Here is an 18,813-nt window from a genome sequence, read left to right as displayed (position 1 = left end):
CAGTTTTCTGCTGCGCCTCTCCGCACCGCGCCGATGCGGCGCCGCAAGCGGTTTAAAACTCCTCCCATTCCTCCTGCGCAGAACGTGACTTCGCATTGTTCATCAGCGCCGCGCGCGGCTTGATGGCCGGTACTGCTGCAGAAACGGCCATTGCGACCGCCGCGAACGGCTGCGAAGCGTTTCTCGCATCGACCTTGAACACGCTCACCACCTGAGCCAGCGTCGCAGCCTGATCCTGAAGCTGCTGGGCTGCTGCTGCCGCTTCTTCCACCAGCGCGGCATTCTGCTGCGTGACCTGGTCCATCTGTCCGATGGCCTGATTCACCTGTTCGATACCGGAAGTCTGCTCCTGGCCGGCAGCGGTGATCTCGGCCATGATGTCGGTCACGCGCTTCACGCTGTCGACGATTTCATTCATCGTTGCGCCGGCTTCGTTCACGAGCATGCTGCCGTTCTCGACTTTGGCAACGGAAGTATCGATCAGTGCCTTGATTTCCTTCGCGGCGCTGGCAGAGCGCTGCGCCAGGCTGCGCACTTCGCTGGCCACGACCGCAAATCCTCTTCCCTGTTCGCCTGCGCGCGCCGCTTCGACGGCTGCATTCAGTGCAAGGATGTTGGTCTGGAAGGCGATGCCGTCGATGACGCTGATGATATCGACGATCCGCTTTGCGGAATCATTGATGTCGCCCATGGTGGTCACGACCTGGGCGATCACTGCGCCGCCCTTGCCGGCAACTTCAGAAGCGCTCTCTGCGAGTACATTGGCCTGACGGGCGTTGTCGGAATTCTGGCGAACGGTGCTCGTCAATTCCTCCATCGAGGATGCGGTTTCTTCCAGCGATCCTGCCTGCTGTTCGGTGCGCGCCGACAGATCCTGGTTGCCGCTGGCGATTTCAGTGGAAGCCGTGGCAATGGTCTCGATGCCGCTGCGGACTTCCGAGATCATTGTCACGAGTTCGGCGTTCATGTCCTTGAGCGCCTGCAGTAGCTGGCCGGTTTCGTCCTTCGACGTGACGGCGATGTGGCTGGTGAGATTGCCGCTCGCAACCGTTTGAGCCACTTCCACCGCACGCGCGAGCGGCCGGGTGATGCCCCGCGTGAGCCAGTAGGACAGCACGGCGCCGATGGCGAGCACGAACAGGCAGAGGGTGATGATGAGCGTCTGGCTGGCGGTGTAGGTGGCCTGGATGTCGGCGGCATGTTCATTGATCGCCTCGCGCTGCATGGTCACGAGCTGCTGGATCAGGTTCATGTACTTGTCGGCTGCCGGAATGAATCCCTGCTCGAGCAGGCGAGTCGCTTCTTCGATATTGTCCTCGGCCTTGGCCTTGGTAGCAGCGTCGCGCGTGCTCAGATACACTTTGCGCTGCGCCATGATGTCCTGCCACAGAAGCTTCTCCTTCTCGCCCGTAATCAGGGGCTCGATCTGCTTCTGCAGGTCGGCGGAAGCCTGGGTGGAGGTAGTGGTTTCCGCAGCGAAGAACTGTCCCAGGGAAGGATCGGTACTCTTGACGATCGCGGTCGTGCGGCGAACCGCGCTGTAGACGTAGCGGTACCAGTCACTGATCATCCGCTCCTTCGACAGGGGTACACCCGCCATGTGCGCCGTGGCGTCGGCTACGACGTTCAGCCGCCACAGCCCGATTGCCGACATGACGATGGCGAGCGTCAATACCAGTGCAAATCCCGTCGAAAGGCGGGAGCCAATTTTCCAGTTTTTCATTTGTTGTTTCGGATTGTCGATCAGATAAGGTGCAATTCATTTGCGCTGCGGCCGATGGCTGGCAGGCGGAATAAATCGCGAGGGCGCAATGCTAGCTTAGTTTCCTCAAAGAAACTAGTCGCCGTAGCAGAAACGAAACAGATTCTTGCCGGTACTGGAGCCAACTATAGATTCCGCTCGAAAATATGTTGGGCCCGATCCCTTCACCCCAGCCTTCTCCCAGAGGGAGAGGGTGAGACCAGCGGCCCGGAAAAATGAAACATTTTCCGGGCCGAATCAATAAGATCTACACTTCCTACTTCTGGAAGATTTGCAGAATTGATTGGAATGCAAGACATCGACGAGCCGCGCATCGCCCATTTGGATATGGACTCGTATTTCGTTTCAACCGAAATCCTTCGCTATCCGGACCTCAAGGGGGTGGCCGCGGTAGTAGGAGGCGGCAGCGCGCACCAGCCCAGGCTGATGCCGGACGGGAGCAGGCAATATGCAAGGCTGAAAGACTATGTCGGCCGAGGAGTCGTCACGACGTCCACTTACGAAGCAAGGAAATTCGGCGTCTTCTCCGGCATGGGGCTGATGAAGTCGGCCAAGCTCGCTCCCGACGCGGTGCTGCTGCCGACCGACTTCCAGCGGTACAGGCACTATTCGACGCTCTTCAAGAACGCTGTCAGAAGCATTGCGCCGACCATCCAGGAAATCGGCATCGATGAAATCTACATCGACTTGCGTGGCATGCCCGGCGATCTCGCCGATATCGCGCAAAGCATCAAGGATGCGGTCAGGACCGCAACGGACGGCCTGACCTGTTCGATCGGGATTGCGCACTCGAAGCTGATCGCCAAGATCGCCAGCGATCTGAACAAGCCGGACGGCCTGACGATCGTGCCCGCGGCCGCGCTCCCTGAAATTATCTGGCCGCTGGCGGTGAGCAAGGTCAACGGCATCGGTCCCAAGGCTTCCGTCAAGCTCAACGAGATGGGAATCATGACCATCGGGGAACTGGCCAAGGCCGATCCCGTGGTGTTGCAGGAAGCGTTTGGCCGCACCTACAGCGAATGGCTGCTGCGCGCAGCCCACGGTATTGACCGCAGGCCGGTCACGACCGAGCGCGAGAGCAAGAGCATGAGCCGCGAAACCACCTTTGAGCGGGATCTGCATCCGAAGGGCGACCGCGAACAACTCGGCCAGATTTTCACCGACCTTTGCGTACGGGTGTCGGAGGATTTGAAGCGCAAGGCTTATGTGGGCCGCACCGTCGGCATCAAGCTGAGATTCCAGGATTTCCAGACCGTCACCCGCGACTACACGCTTCCGGACGTGACCGACGATCCGGCGGTGATCAGGCGCGCGGCGACCGAATGCCTGAAGCGGGTGAAACTGAACCAGAGAATCAGGCTGCTGGGCGTCAGGGTTTCAACGTTGGAGGCAAAGGATCCCGCAAGGCGAGCCGTGCCTCGTCAGGCAGATCTGTTCGAGCAGGGTTGATGCCATCATTGGCGAAGGCTGCAAGGAAACCGCCATGCGGCAACGTTGAACATCGGCAATCGCAACGCCTGCCAAAGGCATGGCATCGGAGAACTGCAGCCATGGGAAAAATCAGGCTTCCTGCAATGACCGGAACTCCGCCTGGAAATTTCAATCCTCTGAACATCATGCGTTCACTACTGATGATTCTGGTCGGCGCCGCGGTCTTCGTTTCCCATGCAGGCGCAAATGAGAAAGGCGAGGTATCGCAACCAAGCCAGTTCACTTTCGCCTGGCCGCTCGGCGACGGACCTGCCAAGCCCCGCGGCGCGACGACCCGTGGCGTACCTGTGCAGCCGGACGCGGCACCGAGCGCGGAATGGAAGTCCCTGCGCACGGCCGAAAAGCTGAGCGCCTTCGAGCGCGACCGGCGCGCCATTCTGGCCATGGCTGGACCGTACCGCGTCAGCTTCGATTTCCTGGAAGTGGTGCGCTTCGACCCGGCGGCAAAGCCGGACGTGCCCTACCAGAGCTGGGGCACCGAATTTGTTTTCGTTGCCGAGGATCACGGCGATTTCATCGCGCTGCAGCACATCCTGGTCATGCGCGTCTTGCAGACTGACGGCAAGAGCAGCGAACCCATCGTGATGCGCCACTGGCGCCAGGAGTGGCGCCATGAACCGGAGCGCATGCTGGCCTATGAAGGCGGCAATACCTGGGCACTGCAGGCACTTGCGCCGGACCGGCGGCGCGGCGCCTGGACGCAGACCGTGCTGCAGGTCGATGATTCCGCGCGCTATGCCGCGGCCGGGCGCTGGCAGCATGCCGACGGCTCCTCCACCTGGATCAGCGATGAGACGCGGCGGCCATTGCCGCGCCGCGAGTTCAGCGTGCGCAAGGATTACGATGTGCTGGAAGGCACCAATCGGCACACCATCGTCCCGAACGGCTGGGTGCAGGAGGAAAACAACCTGAAGCTTGCGCTGGACGGAAATCGCAAGCCGCGCATCGAACTTCCTTACCTGGCGCGCGAATACGGCGTGGCGCGCTACGAGCGCATCCGGGATTATGACTTCGCTCCCGGCCGGCGCTACTTCGAACGTACCGAACCGTTCTGGACCGAGGTGCGCGCGGCGTGGGCAAGAGTCGTGGAGAAGCAGGGACGCTATACGCTCAAGTCTCAGGTGGACCAAGGCTCCCTGTTCATGCCTTTCTTTGAATACGCGGCGCGGCTTGATGATGGCGCCGCCTTCGACCGTGAAGAGGCTCGCGCTTTCATCGAGCGCATATTGCGCGAGCGCTACTTGGCAAACGGCTAGAGCAGCCTAGCCATGCGAGATTGCATAAGCTTTCCGGCTGAACGGCCGGTTGCGGCAAGTGCGCAAAGCGGTCTTAACTCCGATAGCAAGATGACGCGCCCGACGTCGGCCATTGCTCTTCGGCCACCAGCTTGCGTGCAAGCTGTGAAATCAATTCTGACACCACCGTGGTCGCGATGGTCTGCGGCGCCGTCGCCGACTGGCACAGGTAAACCGAACGGTGAAGTTTCGGCTCGTCGATGGCAAGCACTGCCAGCTTGTCGCCATGCGGCGAGCCGACCGCCGACGCGCAAGACAGAATCGTCGAGCCTATCCCGGCTGCGGCCAGCTCGATCAATTGCGGGATCACGTCAACTTCCGCTACCAGTTCGAGTGCGACATTGTGCAAGGCAAAGGTGGCCTCCAGGCGCTTGCGCAGGCTATGTGCGCTTCCCGGCAATATCATCGGCAGCTTCGAGAGTTCGCGCAGCATCACGCTGCTGCGCGGCGTGTGCTGGTCGCCGAACGCAGCATGCAATTGCTCTGGCGAGGTAATCAGCACCAGTTCCTCGTCGCACAAGTGCTCGAACCGCATGCCGGCGCCTTCCAGAATCGCGAAGGTGATGCCCAGATCGACCTGCCCGCCGGCCACGTATTCTGGAATGTATCCGGTGCTCAGCTCCACCATATGCAGGCTGATCTTCGGCCAGCGTCGGACCACCTCGCTGACCACCGGTACCGCCAGCACCTTGGCAATGGATTGCGGCATGGCCACCGTGACGGCTCCCGCAGGCTGCGCTACCGCATCGCGTACGTCATGGTAGGCATTGTCCACGCGCTTGAGAATGTCTTGCGCATGCCCGACGAAACGCATGCCGGCCGGGGTCGGGATGACACCGCGGGCCGAACGCTCAAACAGCTGGACCCCAAGTTCTTCCTCGATTGAGCGCAAATGAAGGCTCAGAGCAGGCTGCGCAATATGCAAGCGCTGTGCGGCGCGGGAGATTGATTGCGCATCGGCCACTGCGACCACAATACGCATCCCGCGAATATCAATTCCCATGACTCCTCCAATGCGTCGTCCGTACCGGTAAGGCCGGAAGCGGCACACGCCCGAAAAACTGTAAAAGACATATTGCAAAACCGGCCATAATAAAAATGTTATGGCCTCCATCATAAATCTGTCTTGGACGTATAGCCAGCGATCGGCGATATTGCTGCTTGACCGTGGCAGCCGCACGGACCTCATGACCAGAACAGCAAGGAGACACGATGACCATTACCAGACGCACTTTCTTGATGGGTGCCTGCGCCACGCTAGCCGCACCGTCGTTTGCCCAGTCGTTCGGCTCCAGGCCGCTCAGCATTGTCGTGCCGTTCTCGGCGGGAGGGCCGACCGACTTCATTGCGCGGGTGTTTGCGCAGTACTTCAGCCAGGAGATCGGCGGACCGGTCATCGTCGAAAACAAGCCGGGTGCCAGCGGCAACATCGGCATGCAAAATGTGGTTGACGCCGCGCCGGACGGCATGACCATCGTGCACAGCACCGCGGCGATGCAGGCGGTCAATCCGCTGATGTACCCCGGTGCCAAGTTCCTGCCGTCGCGGGACCTCGTACCGGTCGGCATGACCGCGGCGCTGCCCAACGTGCTGGTCGTGCATCCCAATTCGGGCATCAAGACCATCGCCGACCTGGTCAGGAAAGGCAAGCAACCCGGCGCAGAGCTGACGTTTGCCACCTTCGGGCCGGGCAGTTCGCCTCACGTGTACGGCTCCGTGCTGCGCAAGGCAACCGGCATCCAGGCCGTCCCGGTTCCCTACAAAGGCAGCGGCAATGCGATCAATGACATGTTGGCCGGCAATATCGATTTCATCTTCGATTCCATGACCACCAGCGTGAGCCATGTCCGTTCAGGCAAGCTGATTGGGCTCGCGATCACGTCGCCCCAGCGATCGTCCTTGCTGCCCGACGTGCCCACGTTGAAGGAAACCGGCTATGGCGATGTCGACCTTAAATTCTGGTTCACGCTGCAAGTCCCCGTCAAAACGCCGGCCGATATCGTGGATAAGCTGCGCAAGGCCACGGCACGAGCCGTCCAGCAAAAGGGCTATATCGAAGGTCTGCTTGCCCGCGGCGCGGAACCGTTTTATGTAGAGCCGAGCGAAGTGGCTGCCTTTGTCAAGAAGGATACCGAGCATTGGCTAAGCGCAGCGCGCGCGATCGGCATCAAGCCGGATTGATCATCACGTTATAAAGATATGGATCAGGAATGCAACCACTCAAGGGAATCAAGGTAATCGATCTGACCAAGGTGCTCGCCGGACCGCTGTGCGGCCAATACCTTGGCGAACTGGGCGCTGACGTCATCAAGGTGGAAACCACCGGCGCCGGCGACGAGACGCGCAGCTGGCTGCCGCAGGATCAGGGCCAGTCGGCCATTTTCCTAGCGGTCAACCACAACAAGCGCAGCATTGCCGTCGACCTCAAGACCGACGCCGGCAGGCAGATTGTCCATGATCTGGTGCGCGATGCCGACGTGGTGCTGCAGGGTTTCGGCGGTGGCACTGCGGAGCGCCTGGGCGTCGACTACAAGACCTTGGCAGCACTGAACGAACGCCTCATTTACTGCGAGATCTCCGGCTACGGACGCACCGGGCCCATGGGTATGGAACCGGGCTATGACGTGATGCTGCAAGCCTTCAGCGGCATGATCAGCACCATGGGGGAGCCGGGCGGCGCGTACGCGCGGGCCAGTTTCTCACCGGTCGATGTCGGCACGGCAATGCACGGGCTGAGCGGCGTGCTGGCTGCCCTGATCGAACGCGGCCGCACCGGCAAGGGGGTGTACGTCGAACTGTCGCTGATGGACACGGCACTTGGATTCATGGGATACATGGCGCAAAGTTACTGGCGCACCGGCAGCAATCCTCGGCCTATGGGTACTGCGCATCCCTCCATGTCCCCGTACCAGGCATTCCAGGCCAAGGACGGCTGGATGATGCTGGGGGCCGGCAACGATGCGCAATGGCGGCGCTTCTGTGCGGTAGCAGGGCTGGATGATGTTGTCGAGCATCCTGATCTCGCGACCAACGCGCTTCGCGTCAAGAACATGGCTTTCACCGTTTCGGTCGTGCAGGAAAAGATGTCAACCAGGACGGTCGGGGAGTGGATCGAATTGCTGAGCGCCGCCAACGTGCCCTGTTCACCGATTCATACCCTCGGCCAGGCACTTGATCATCCGCAGGTGGCTTCGCGGGGACTGGTGGTGAAGAGCGAGCATCCGGTGCTCGGCACCATCCGCAACATCGGACTGCCGGTACGCTTCCAGAATGAAGACCGCGCCGCAGTTTGCCCGCCTCCGCTGCTCGGTGAACATAGCGCCGAAGTGTTGCGCAACCTGGGCTACAGCGACGCGCGCATTGCCGATCTGCTGGCCGAAGGCGTGATCGCCGCACGTCAGCCCTGAGGACAACCTACATCCACTATTTCAAGAGACACATCATGTCAGCACTCAGTTCTGCACTCAGTTATACAGTCAGCAACGGCATCGCCGAGATCCTGTTCAATAATCCGCCGGTCAATGCGCTGAGCGAAACCATGCTCGACGACTATCTCGCCGCATTGCGGCGGGCAGCGGCCGACGACAGCGTGCGTGCGGTGATCGTCGCCAGCGCGATTCCCGGCCGATTCTGCGCAGGCCTCAATCTGCAGGCGATCCATGAGGGCGATGACACCAAGGTGCGCAGCCTGCTGCAACGCCTGTATGTCCAGATGACCGATACCCAATTCAGCATGGGCAAGCCGACCATTGCCGCCATTGACGGCACGGCCCGCGGCGGCGGCATGACGCTGGCAATCTCCTGCGACATGATTGTCGCGGGCAAGGGGGCGAGCTTCGGCTATCCGGAAATTGATGCCGGTGTCCTGCCTTCGATTCATTTCACCCACCTGCCGCGCATTATCGGGCGGCACAGGGCGTTTGAATTGCTGTTCACCGGACGTACCTTCGGTATTGACGAGGCCGTCAGCCTGGGACTGGTATCCCGGACCGCGTCCGAAGGCCAGGCACTGGAAGAGGCGCGCCGACTCGCGCGGACGATTGCGGAGAAGCCGGCCCAGGTGGTGCAGGTAGGGCGCGCAGCCTTCATGCATGCCAACGATAACGGTTACCGCGCGGCGGTATCGGCGGCCGCCGACAGCTTCTGTACGGTCGCCGCAATGCCCGATGCCAGGGAAGGAATTGCCGCATTTGTGGAAAAGCGAAAGCCTGCATGGCGTTTCAAATGATGTTCAAGCTCAACTTCAGCGCTGAATGCAGAATGCCGCTGGCTGGTGGACAATGCATTCTGAATTCAAGCGGAGTTTCTCGGCAAGGACGAAATCCGCTTTGACAGATTGAAGGCAAGTTCGATACGCGCAATTGCGTCCTGAAATAAACTTCGATCGGTTCGGGTTAGATCGCAGTAAGGCCTTGGCGGCAGGACTACCGGAAAATCTCCGACATGCGGCATGGAGGTCGGAAGATGAGGTTGCCCGCCGCTTGTTTCTTGTTAATGCCAGTGACATTGCTGGACATGAACGCTCGTTGCAATAAGCGTTAACGCGCTGCACCACTTGATAGAACTCCCGCATCATGGCAATGCAGCCATGTGACTTCCCTTCCTAGGTTACACCACACCAGCTGACGCATTACCGGTTCAGGGCAAATTGCTTTGAAACTTGTCCTGACAGCGAAAGCACTTCCCATGCTCGGCAAAACCGTTTCAGTATCGAGCGTCGGTTCCTGACGATGGGATAAGTCGCCATTTTCCCAATGGCCTCGCCAAGCCAATATATACTTGCGTATTTAATAAACGCGTTCCCCGGCCAGACTCCTCGTGCAAAATTTTAAGCAAAAATAATCGATGCCTATGCGTGTGCTGGCAAGTTGAGCAGTAAATACAGCGCTTGATGTTTTCAAAAAGACATCATGCATATGTTCGAGATGATGAAAAAATATTAATAAAGGCCGCGAATGAAACCGGAAAGTCATCGTCTTCGACTTGGAGCATTGGAGAGGAGGCTATTTCTCATCGTGCTCGTCGGTTTGCTGCCGCTTGTCATGCTGTCTGCTTCACTCCTGATCGAGAGCGGCCAGCGTCAGCGTTCCGATCTGATCGATGCCGTTCAGAACACGATGGATGCGCTTGGAACAGCCATTGACGCGGAATTCGAAGTTTCAATCTCTGCGCTGGACACCCTTGGCGCGAGCATGCATCTTCAGGATGACGACCTGCTCGGGTTTTACTCGGAAGCGATCGGATTGCTGAAGCGCCGTCCGGGATGGGCGAATATTGTCCTCTCCGATCCGGCGGGGCAGCAGATCATCAACGCGAATCTGCCGTACGGTACTTCATTGCCTCGCCGCGTGGATTCGGCCTCCTCGCAGAGAACGGCAAGCCTGGCCAAACCGACGGTCGGAAATCTGATCATGAGCGCAGTGCTGAAAACGCAAGTTTTCGCCATCCAGGTTCCGATCAAGCAAGGCGACAAGGTCAAATATGTGCTGGCTGCCGCGGCACGTCCCGCATTGCTTCAGAACCTGATATCGCAGCAGCATTTTCCCCAGTCTTCGGTGATCGCCATTCTTGACCCGGAAAGCAGAATCGTGGCGCGCTCGCACAATCTGGACAGCAATTTGGGAAAATCGGCGTCACCCAGCCTGGTCGAAGTACTCAAAGCAGGAAAGCCATCGGGATGGACAACGACAACAACGCTGGAAGGCGTCCCCGTGTACACCGTCTTCACGCGCTCTGCAAAAACGGGCTGGACTGCGGTGATCGGAATACCGCGTCACGTGATCGATGGACCGGTGCACTGGTCGTATGCCATCCTCGCCGGAGCCATCGTGCTGTCCGTTCTCCTGGGCCTGGGAGCTGCCTTCGTCATAGGACGGTCCATCATTAGTCCCGTGAAGCAGCTGGAGCGTGCGGCGGTCTCCATGGGGCAGGGCGTGAAACCCGCCCCGCCGGAGACGGATATCTCTGAAATCCGCGAAGTCGGCCTGGCATTGGCCATGGTCCATGTCGAACGTGAGGCCTTGCTCGGCAAGGAACGTATCGCCCGCTCGGAAGAGCGGCAAGCCAGGCTCGCCGCCGAAAGCGCCAATCGTGCGAAGGATGAATTTCTTGCCATGCTCGGCCATGAGTTGCGTAATCCGCTCGCGCCCATTTACAACGCGGCGCAGTTGCTGAAACTGCCAGACCTGGATCGAGACCGCATTCAACGGCTGAGCGCAATCATCGAACGTCAGACCGACCACTTGACCCATCTGGTGGATGACCTGCTGGATGTGGCGCGGGTGATCAGCAAACGTATCGTTCTTCAAAAAGAAGTCGTCAACATCAACGACATCGTGCCTGAAGCCATTGAGCAGGTTCAGCAACTGATCAATGAGCGCCATCATCGTCTTGTCGTGGCGTTGAGTCGAGATCCGCTATGGATCTCTGCAGACAAGACGAGGCTTGTTCAGGTCATCGTCAATCTGCTGCATAACGCAGCCAAATATACTCCCGAAGGCGGCGTCATCGAGTTGACGACCCGAGGTGCCGGGGGCATGAACGAGATCCTGGTAAAGGACAATGGGGTAGGCATATCCCGGGAGTTGTTGCCTCGGATTTTCGACCTGTTCGTGCAATCGGAAAGAACCCTGGAGCGCGCCCAGGGAGGCCTGGGTCTCGGGCTTTCGCTTGTAAAGGGCGTGATTGAGCTGCATGAAGGCGAAGTCCGCGCGGCAAGCCCGGGACCGGGGCTGGGCAGCGACTTTACCGTGCGATTGAAGCAACTGGAATTACCTTCGGAGACGGCCCGGCAAAGGATCCCGTCGCATGAGGCGCAAGCACCGGCCATGAATCAAAGCATCACGATCGTGGATGACAATGCCGATGCTGCCGAAACGCTGGCGATGTATCTGCGCGAGACGGGGCTCTTTACAGTAACTCGGCATCTGAATCCGCATGTCGCGCTGGAGGCTGCAGAGGCGGCCTTGTCGGACATTTACATCCTGGACATCGGCATGCCCGAGATGGACGGATTCGAGCTGGCAAGAAGACTGCGCTCCCTGCCGGGCAGCCGGAATACGGTCATCATTGCCTTGAGCGGGTACGGCCTTCAGGACGATAGAGAAAAGGCGCTCGAAGCCGGGTTCGACTACCATTTCACGAAGCCGGTCAACTTTGCGGAACTGCGTACGGCCTTGCGTGAAGTGCATCGTCGAAATGCAGAGCATCGGCATACCATCAGTTGAATCTTGAGGCCTCGGTCTTTTTAAAACGGGGATTAACGAGTCCTGGCAAGGTTTGGTCTGGTCGAGATACGGTTAGCGAGTCGTTCGAGACACCGACTCATTCCGTTTGATTTCGCACGGACCGCACGCGAGCGGAAGGCAGGCGCCGGTGGCGTTTGAAAAAGTCCCACATCAGGCTGCTTGCATCCGGACCTTCAGAGGCATTGAAGCGTAGCGAGGGATCGCCGCCGCTCCAGGCATGCCCGAGTCCCTCGATTTCGCAGACCCGCAATATCAGTTTGCGTCCCAGGTGATGATCGTGGATGCGATACGGGTTGGAGAGGGTTCGTCCTGCCCGCTGTTTCGCGGGCTTGAAGATGACGGGCTTCGCTGTGTCCGGATTCAGCTGATTAAGCATCTGAAACTGCGATGCGACCTGAGAAGCATTGACCGGCCGGACCACGGCATCCTGCTGCCCATGAATGACGATGGCGGGAAGGGAAGGAATGCCGGGTGTTCGTTCGAGCAGCGCGCTGACTGCGTGCCGGCCCTGGTGACCCGCACCCGCTTGCATGACTGCCAATCCGCCCAGACGGGAGTGTCCCGCGCCGAACGCCGGACCGGAATGCATGCCGACAGCCGCAATCAGCTCCGGATAATTGAGCGCAACGATGTTTGCCATGGATGCACCGGCCGACAGTCCTGCGATATAAATACGCGTGCGGTCCATGCGGTACTTGCGTACGACCTGCTCGATCACGCCGATGATCAATTTGACCTCGCCTCGGCCTTCCTGAACGTCTTTTTCATGCCAGTTCCAGCAGCGTGCCGAATGGCTGCGCAGGGACTGCTGCGGGTAGACGACTGCGAAACCTTTTTCCTCGGCGAGTTGATTGAAACGTGTTCCTTGCGAAAACTGCGCGGCGGTCTGGCTGCATCCGTGAAGCATGACGACCAGGGGCAAGGGCTCATCGGCAACGGACGACGGCAGATACAGCCAATACCCCATGCGCTGCACCGGCAGGACGCAATCCTCGGCGAACGACGAGTAGAAATAGGCCATCCATTTCCCGGGCGCCTTCCGGCTGACAGGTTCGATAGCCGGTGCCGGCATTGCGATGGAGGCCTTGGACGGTTTCCGCTTTGCGAAGGCGGTTTTGGCCATTCTGGCAGGCGCCTTGGGTTTAGGCAGCAGGCTTTTGACAAGTTTCGCAGTCTGGGTTTTCTGCGTCTTTGCAAGCTTCTTCATGCCGCGCAGCCACAGGCCTGTCAAATTTTTCACCATCGTTCACGATCCTCGAAATGAGGCCATTTGGCGAAAAATCGGTGCAAAGGTTCAACGCTGCATGCCTGCATCAGGCCTTGCTGCTGCATCGATGGGGCTTGCGCGCCGGATCTGCGTCAGATCTGCACCAGCAAGGGGATTTTTCATCGGATCGGCTGCGCGGTCCTGCCTGTTTATCAATCTGCAAACGCATCGAAAAGCAGGCCCCGCAGCCACTGATTACCCGGTTCCTTGTGGTACTTCGCATGCCAGAACACGTTGATGCTGATTTCCGGCATAGGCAAGGGATGCCCGACGTACTTGAGCCCGAACGGCTTCGCGCATTCCATCGCATAGCGTTCGGGCACGGTGGCAATCATGTCCGTGGTCGCAAGGATATGGCCGACCGCGACGAAGTGCGGAACGGTGAGCTTGATGTGGCGCTGCACGCCTTTGCGGGCAATGAATTCGTCAATCTTTGCATGACCGGTTCCTGCCGAAACAACGGTGACATGCTCTGCCGATTCGAAATCCTTCAGGCTCATCTTCGGTTTGTCCAATGGATGACCGGCGCGGAACATGCACACATAACGCTGCCTGAACAGCGCACGCTGGAAAAAGCCGGTATTAAGCTGCGGCAGCAAGCCAACCGCCATGTCGACATGACCTGCTTCCATCTCGTCGCGCAGATTGACCGAGGTGTTGCGTACCGTGCTCACCGAGACGCCGGGCGCGACGTCGGCGAGGATCTTCATCAGCCTGGGCATGAAGTAGATCTCGCCGATGTCCGTCATGCCCAGGGTGAATTTGCGGTTGCTTGATTCCGGCTCAAAACTGGAGCGCTGGTTCAGCGAACCATGAATGGTGGTGAGGGCGTATGCAATCGGTTCCGCCAACTGAAGCGCGTAAGGTGTCGGCTCCATGCCCCTGGCGGTGCGAAGGAACAGTTCATCGTCCAGCAGGCGCCGCAAGCGGTTCAGGGCATTGCTGACCGCCGGCTGGCTCAGCCCCAGTTTGTCGGCCACGGCATTGACTCGACGCTCCATCAGCAACTGGTGAAATACCACCAGCAGGTTGAGGTCGATATCCTTCAGCTCCATGGCTTGGCAATATTCATTTTAGTGATTTGATGAATTCACGGGATTCTATATCAAAATAAAGCGCCGTTTCCTATACTTTTGCCAATCATTTAACAGTTCAGCTGAACATAAATACAAGGCAAGGCGAAGCATGGAACTGGTCATACGCCCGCTAAACCGTACTCTCGCCGTGGAGACCGGCGCAAACCTGCTGGATGTTCTGCGCGAGCACAATATCCCGATTTCCTATAGCTGCACGGCCGGCCGATGCGGCACCTGCCGCTGCAAGGTGATCGAAGGCAATGTCCTTGATGCGGGCCGCGAAGCAAAGATCACCGATCCCGATGAGGAGCAATATGTTCTTGCGTGCAGCAGCGTGCTGACGCAGAACTGCGTGATCGAACTGCCCGAGCCGGATGAGGTGATCACCCACCCGGCTCGCATCATCAAGGCACGGGTGGCCGACATCATCGACGAGACGCATGACATCAAGCGTCTCGTGCTGCAGCCCTCCAAGCCGCTCGCCTTCTCCCCGGGGCAGTATGCGATGCTTCAGTTCACCGGCGAGCACATCCGGCCCTATTCGATGGCAGGTTTGCCCGACGACAATGAACTTCATTTCCATGTTCGCCTGGTGCCCGGCGGCCGGGTTACCGGCTATGTCGCCAGTACCCTGCGGGTGGGCGACCCGGTCCGCATCAGCGGGCCGCTGGGGACGGCCTACCTGCGCAGGAAGCATGAAGGTCCGATGTTGTGCGTTGCCGGCGGCACCGGCCTTGCCCCCGTCTTGTCCATCGTCCGCGGGGCGATGTCGGAAGGCATGCGCAATCCTGTCCACCTGTATTTCGGCGTACGCTCGCCGGCCGACATCTACGGCTTGGACTGGCTTGCAGCATTGGCCGAGGAGCATCGCAATCTGCATGTCCATACCGTGGTTGCCAGCGGAAACCAAAACCCATCACTGCGCAGCGGATTGGTGACCGATGCCGTCGCAGCGGATTGGGCCGACATGACCGGCTGGAGGGCCTATCTGTGCGGCGCCCCGCCGATGGTGGAGGCCGCCGCCATGCTCGTCAGGCAACGCGGCGTCCGGCCTGAGCATGTCCATGCCGACGCATTCTATGCAAGCAGTACCTGAGGAAGGAAGAACAGCATGCACGCGAAAACCATTCCCGAAGACCTTGCGAATGCACGTGCCGAGTTTTACCGGCGCATAGGCCAGCTCAGTCTCACCCCGCTCTGGGAAGTGCTGGGCGCACTGGTGCCGCCATCGCCTCGGCCGACTGCGGCTCCGGCCATCTGGCGCTACAAAGAGGTGCGCGAGCATGTGATGGAAGCCGGGCGCCTGATTACGGCGAAGGAAGCCGAGCGACGTGTTCTCATTCTGGAAAATCCGGCACTGCGCGGCAATTCTTCCATCACCCAGTCGCTGTATGCAGGACTGCAGCTCATCCTGCCCGGCGAAGTGGCTCCCGCGCACCGGCATGCGCAGTCCGCATTGCGGCTGGTGCTCGATGGCGAGGGGGCTTACACCGCGGTCGACGGCGAGCGCACCACGATGCGGCGCGGCGATTTCATCATCACGCCGTCCTGGACCTGGCATGACCATGGCAACCTCGGCGATGAGCCGGTGGTGTGGCTTGATGGCCTGGATATTCCGATAGTCCGCTTCTTCGATGCAGGTTTTGCCGAGCACGCAAGGCAGGACTCGCAGCAAGCCCTGCGCCCTGAGGGCGATGCGCTGCTTCGTTACGGCAACAACATGGTGCCGGTCGACTTCCATCAGACCTCGTCGGAACCGACCAAGGTCTTCGTCTACCCGTACGCGAAAACGCGGGAGTCGCTGCTCGGCATTTCCGAATCCGATGCCGATCCGCATTTCGGTCACAAGCTGCGCTATGTAAATCCGTCCACGGGCGCTTCACCGATGCCAACCATGGGCGCATTTGCCCAGATCCTGAAGAAAGGCTTCGAAACGCGCCCTTGCCGCAGCACCGATGGCACCGTGTATGTGTGCCTGGAAGGCGAGGGGAAGGCCGCCATCGGTGACCAGAGCTTCGATTTTGCGGAACGCGACGTCTTTGTCGTGCCATCGTGGCAGATGCTGCAATTGCGGGCTGCCAGCGACACCATCCTGTTCAGCTTTTCGGACCGTCCCGTGCAGCAGGCGCTTGGCTTGTGGCGCCAGGAAAAAACCTGATCAGACAGCGCAGCCGGATTCGGCGAGATTGCGGTTCGCATGGCTGGTTAAATAAAGTAATGCAAGAGGAGACAAACATGGGTGACATGCAGAAGGTTTTTCCGATCAATCCGGTATGGGAAGGCCAAGGCACCAGCCGCATCCCGTTCTGGGCCTATACCGACGAGTCGCTGTACAAGCGTGAGCTGGAGCGATTTTTTTATCAGGGGCACTGGTGCTATGTCGGGCTTGAGGCCGAGATTCCGAACCCCGGCGATTTCAAGCGTACCGTCATCGGCGAGCGCTCCGTCATCATGGTGCGGGATGCCGACGGCGGCATCAACGTGGTCGAAAACGTCTGTGCGCACCGCGGCATGCAGTTTTGCCGCGAACGGCATGGCAACCGCAAGGAGTTTGTCTGCCCCTATCACCAGTGGAACTACAAGCTCAACGGCGATTTGCAGGGCGTGCCGTTCCGGCGCGGCGTCAAGCAGGACGGCAAGGTCAACGGCGGCATGCCTAAGGAGTTCAAGACCGAAGACCATGGCTTGAACAAGCTTAAGGTGGCGATTCGCGGCGGAGTGGTGTTCGCCTCGTTCGACCACAATCTGCCGTCGCTCGAAGAATTTCTGGGGCCGACCATCCTTGCCTACTTCGACCGCCTGTTCAACGGCCGCAAGCTGCGCATCCTCGGTTACAATCGGCAGCGCATTCCCGGCAACTGGAAACTGATGCAGGAAAACATCAAGGACCCGTACCACCCGGGCCTGCTGCATACCTGGTTCATCACCTATGGCTTGTGGCGCGCCGATAACAAGTCGGAGCTGAAGATGGATGAACACTTCCGGCATGCGGCCATGATTTCGACACGGGGCAACGCGCAGGCCAGGAATGAAGTCACGGCGGGCGTCACCAGCTTCAAGGAAACCATGGAAATCAACGACAAGCGCCTGCTCGACATCGTTCCCGAGCCATGGTGGGGCGGTCCGACTGCCGTGATGATGACCCTGTTCCCGAGCGTGATCCTGCAGCAGCAGGTCAACAGCGTGTCGACCCGGCATATCCAGCCGAACGGCACCGGCTCCTTCGATTTTGTCTGGACCCATTTCGGCTTTGAGGACGATACGGAGGAAATGACCAACCGCCGCCTCATCCAGGCCAATCTCTTCGGACCGGCGGGCTTCGTGTCGGCCGATGACGGAGAGGTGATCGAGCTTTCGCAGCAGGGCTTCGAGCAGAAACCCTATCACCGCGCGCTTGCGGAACTGGGCGGCTATGAATGCGAGAATACCGACCACATGGTGACCGAGACTTTGATCAGGGGGATGTATGACTACTGGCGCAAGGTGATGGGAGTATGACCATGCTGAAAGATTTTCAGAGCTACTGCGATCTGGTAAGCCTGTATGCGAACTATGCGTCGACCGTGGACGCGGGCGACTGGGAGGGTTGGGTCGATTTCTTCACCGATGACTGCGAATACAAGCTGCAGCCGCGCGAAAACTTCGAGCGCGGCTTTCCCTTGGCGACGCTGTCATTGCTCAGCAAGGGCATGCTGCGCGACCGCGCCTATGGCATCAAGGAGACGCTGTTCCATGACCCTTACTACCAGCGCCACGTCGTCGGCCTGCCGCTGGTGCGGTCGGTTGAAGACGGCCTGATCGTGTCGGAGGCCAACTACAGCGTCTTCCGCACCAAGCTGAGCCAGGAGTCGACCGTGTTCAATGTGGGACGTTATATCGACCGGGTGAGATCGACGCCGCAAGGCATGAAATTCGAATCAAGGCTGTGCATCTACGACACCGAGATGATTCCCAATTCCATCATTTATCCGATCTGAGAAGAACAATGAGCCAACAATGGATTGCTAGCTGCAGCATCGACGAGATTCCGGTAGACGACGTCATCGGTGTGCAGGTGCAGGGCAGGGAGATTGCGTTCTACCGCGTCGGAGACGATGTGTTTGCGACCGACAACATCTGCACGCACGGCCATGCGCGCCTGTGCGACGGTTTCCTCGAAGGGCATGAGATCGAGTGTCCGCTGCATCAGGGGCGCTTCGATATACGCAACGGCAAGGCCATGTGCGAACCGCTGACAGAGGATATCCGGTCGTATCCGATCAGGATCGAAGAAGGGCGGGTGTATATCAAGCTGGGCTGAAATGCGCAGGCTGGCGGGAGTCGGACCCATGAAGTTGATGCGTCCGCAGCTTTGCTGCCCGCCATCATGAAGAAGCTCAACGAAAGCTTCAATGTCGTGCCGGCGATTCGCGACCTGCGTGCAAAGATTACCGACCACGCCAATGAAGTCGGAGTGCCATGCACGAGCGGTCTGTAGCATTGATCGCCAGCGAAAACAAGCGCGGAGGCAATTGGTCAAGTCGGCCGATATCAAACTGGAATGAATCATCAAGGCACCCCGACTGGCCTGCCTGCAGCGCAGGAGACGGGGCTGCGGACCGTCGGCTGGAGCGACGCGAAGGACTGCGAAGGGCTGTATAGTGACGCTTTTGCATTTTTCTTGTTCGGACCGAAG

The 18,813-nt window shown here is 59.3% G+C and carries 15 protein-coding genes; 11 read left to right on the top strand and 4 right to left on the bottom strand.

The features are described 5' to 3' along the window. Positions 1 to 52: 52 nt before the first annotated feature. Complete coding sequence (locus IGW03_RS16740; RefSeq protein WP_194723694.1) at positions 53 to 1,723, bottom strand: methyl-accepting chemotaxis protein; 1,671 nt, start codon at positions 1,721 to 1,723, stop codon at positions 53 to 55. A 327-nt stretch (positions 1,724 to 2,050) separates the two neighbouring features. Here IGW03_RS16740 and dinB point away from each other — a divergent pair, with 327 nt between their 5' ends. Further along, a complete protein-coding gene (gene dinB, locus IGW03_RS16735) occupies positions 2,051 to 3,211 on the top strand; it encodes a DNA polymerase IV (protein WP_194723693.1) in 1,161 nt (386 codons plus the stop codon). A 167-nt stretch (positions 3,212 to 3,378) separates the two neighbouring features. Then, complete coding sequence (locus IGW03_RS16730; RefSeq protein ID WP_228535649.1) at positions 3,379 to 4,509, top strand: DUF6607 family protein; 1,131 nt, start codon at positions 3,379 to 3,381, stop codon at positions 4,507 to 4,509. Between the two features lie 73 nt (positions 4,510 to 4,582). Here the strand turns inward: IGW03_RS16730 and IGW03_RS16725 are convergent, their stop codons facing one another. Then, on the bottom strand, positions 4,583 to 5,551 hold the full coding sequence (locus IGW03_RS16725; protein WP_194723692.1) for a LysR family transcriptional regulator: 969 nt from the start codon (positions 5,549 to 5,551) through the stop codon (positions 4,583 to 4,585). Positions 5,552 to 5,760: 209 nt separating this feature from the next. Here IGW03_RS16725 and IGW03_RS16720 point away from each other — a divergent pair, with 209 nt between their 5' ends. From IGW03_RS16720 to IGW03_RS16705, 4 genes are all read left to right on the top strand, one after another. Beyond that, on the top strand, positions 5,761 to 6,729 hold the full coding sequence (locus IGW03_RS16720; RefSeq protein ID WP_194723691.1) for a Bug family tripartite tricarboxylate transporter substrate binding protein: 969 nt from the start codon (positions 5,761 to 5,763) through the stop codon (positions 6,727 to 6,729). A gap of 29 nt (positions 6,730 to 6,758) precedes the next feature. Beyond that, entirely contained in the window at positions 6,759 to 7,955 is a 1,197-nt protein-coding gene (locus IGW03_RS16715; protein ID WP_194723690.1) for a CaiB/BaiF CoA transferase family protein, read from the top strand. Positions 7,956 to 7,990: 35 nt separating this feature from the next. Beyond that, positions 7,991 to 8,776 carry an enoyl-CoA hydratase/isomerase family protein gene (locus IGW03_RS16710; RefSeq protein ID WP_194723689.1) on the top strand — a complete coding sequence of 262 codons (786 nt, stop codon included), beginning with the start codon at positions 7,991 to 7,993 and terminating at the stop codon, positions 8,774 to 8,776. A 787-nt stretch (positions 8,777 to 9,563) separates the two neighbouring features. Continuing rightward, positions 9,564 to 11,774 (top strand): hybrid sensor histidine kinase/response regulator, encoded by a 2,211-nt coding sequence (locus tag IGW03_RS16705; RefSeq protein ID WP_194723688.1) that lies wholly within the window; start codon positions 9,564 to 9,566, stop codon positions 11,772 to 11,774. A 97-nt stretch (positions 11,775 to 11,871) separates the two neighbouring features. Here the strand turns inward: IGW03_RS16705 and IGW03_RS16700 are convergent, their stop codons facing one another. After that, the gene (locus IGW03_RS16700) at positions 11,872 to 13,038 is read right to left on the bottom strand and encodes an extracellular catalytic domain type 1 short-chain-length polyhydroxyalkanoate depolymerase (RefSeq protein WP_194723687.1); all 1,167 of its coding nucleotides are present in this window, start codon (positions 13,036 to 13,038) and stop codon (positions 11,872 to 11,874) included. 176 nt (positions 13,039 to 13,214) lie between these two features. Beyond that, positions 13,215 to 14,117, bottom strand: a complete 903-nt coding sequence (locus IGW03_RS16695) for a LysR family transcriptional regulator (protein WP_194723686.1) — start codon at positions 14,115 to 14,117, stop codon at positions 13,215 to 13,217. A gap of 130 nt (positions 14,118 to 14,247) precedes the next feature. On the opposite strand from IGW03_RS16695, the gene IGW03_RS16690 reads away from it, so the two are divergent. The 5 genes from IGW03_RS16690 (at position 14,248) to IGW03_RS16670 (ending at position 18,438) form a co-directional block, all read left to right on the top strand. Then, positions 14,248 to 15,234: a 2Fe-2S iron-sulfur cluster-binding protein gene (locus IGW03_RS16690; RefSeq protein ID WP_194723685.1), complete on the top strand. Its 987-nt coding sequence runs from the start codon at positions 14,248 to 14,250 to the stop codon at positions 15,232 to 15,234. Between the two features lie 15 nt (positions 15,235 to 15,249). After that, positions 15,250 to 16,296: a gentisate 1,2-dioxygenase gene (gtdA, locus tag IGW03_RS16685; protein WP_194723684.1), complete on the top strand. Its 1,047-nt coding sequence runs from the start codon at positions 15,250 to 15,252 to the stop codon at positions 16,294 to 16,296. Positions 16,297 to 16,373: 77 nt separating this feature from the next. Then, the gene (locus IGW03_RS16680) at positions 16,374 to 17,636 is read left to right on the top strand and encodes an aromatic ring-hydroxylating dioxygenase subunit alpha (RefSeq protein WP_194723683.1); all 1,263 of its coding nucleotides are present in this window, start codon (positions 16,374 to 16,376) and stop codon (positions 17,634 to 17,636) included. Between the two features lie 2 nt (positions 17,637 to 17,638). After that, complete coding sequence (locus tag IGW03_RS16675) at positions 17,639 to 18,115, top strand: aromatic-ring-hydroxylating dioxygenase subunit beta (protein WP_438943653.1); 477 nt, start codon at positions 17,639 to 17,641, stop codon at positions 18,113 to 18,115. A gap of 8 nt (positions 18,116 to 18,123) precedes the next feature. Next, entirely contained in the window at positions 18,124 to 18,438 is a 315-nt protein-coding gene (locus IGW03_RS16670; protein ID WP_194723681.1) for a non-heme iron oxygenase ferredoxin subunit, read from the top strand. Positions 18,439 to 18,813 lie beyond the last annotated feature (375 nt).

Source organism: Noviherbaspirillum malthae, from assembly GCF_015352985.1.
Classification (GTDB): domain Bacteria; phylum Pseudomonadota; class Gammaproteobacteria; order Burkholderiales; family Burkholderiaceae_D; genus Noviherbaspirillum; species Noviherbaspirillum malthae.
Note: the sequence above shows the minus strand (reverse complement) of the source record. Positions and strands in the feature narration are given on the sequence as shown.